The following is a 556-nucleotide window of genomic DNA, read 5'->3' as shown; positions in this document are numbered from 1 at the left end:
ATCATTCATAGTCCTTAGCTCATCAAGGACTAGGTAGGATAAAAGTTTATTTAAAAGAAAAGATTTTGTTTGTGTAAGGGTGCTATTTTGCAAGGAATAATACAAGCCGTCAAGCTCCTTAAAGGCTCCTGTGCAAAGTTTGCCACCAATTATGATATTATTAAAATTAAAAGAAAAGAAGTTATTGTTTATAAACATAGGATAAAACACCCCATCTTCTCTGTTTATTACATAGGGGGCAAGATATTTATAAGTAAAGTTAATAAAATTTAATCTTTCATATTCTTTCTTGATTCTTTCATAATGGGTTGTGTAGCTTTGATTAAAGATATTGAGTGCTAGGTTTTGAGTAAGGCTTTTGGCAAGATCTTTTATGAGATCCTTGCTATAATTTTGCAAGAAAGAAAGGCTATTAAAATTTAAGCCTCTTTGCTTTGTTTCATCACTTGGAGCTTGCGAGGTTTCAAGCTCATTTTTTTGTATCAGCTCTATGGCTTGTGAAAAAGCCTTTTGGTTTATTGCTTGATTTAGCCTTAGTTTATGTGCTTTTTGTTTT

The 556-nt window shown here is 31.7% G+C and carries 1 pseudogene; it reads right to left on the bottom strand.

Features of this window, described 5'->3' with window-relative positions:
• A pseudogene (locus DMC01_RS14275) lies at positions 1-556 on the bottom strand (hypothetical protein); the annotation flags it as partial.

Source organism: Campylobacter troglodytis (assembly GCF_006864425.1).
GTDB lineage: Bacteria > Campylobacterota > Campylobacteria > Campylobacterales > Campylobacteraceae > Campylobacter_D > Campylobacter_D troglodytis.
The sequence above is the reverse complement of the archived record's forward strand: the minus strand, read 5'-3'. Positions and strand labels throughout refer to the sequence as shown.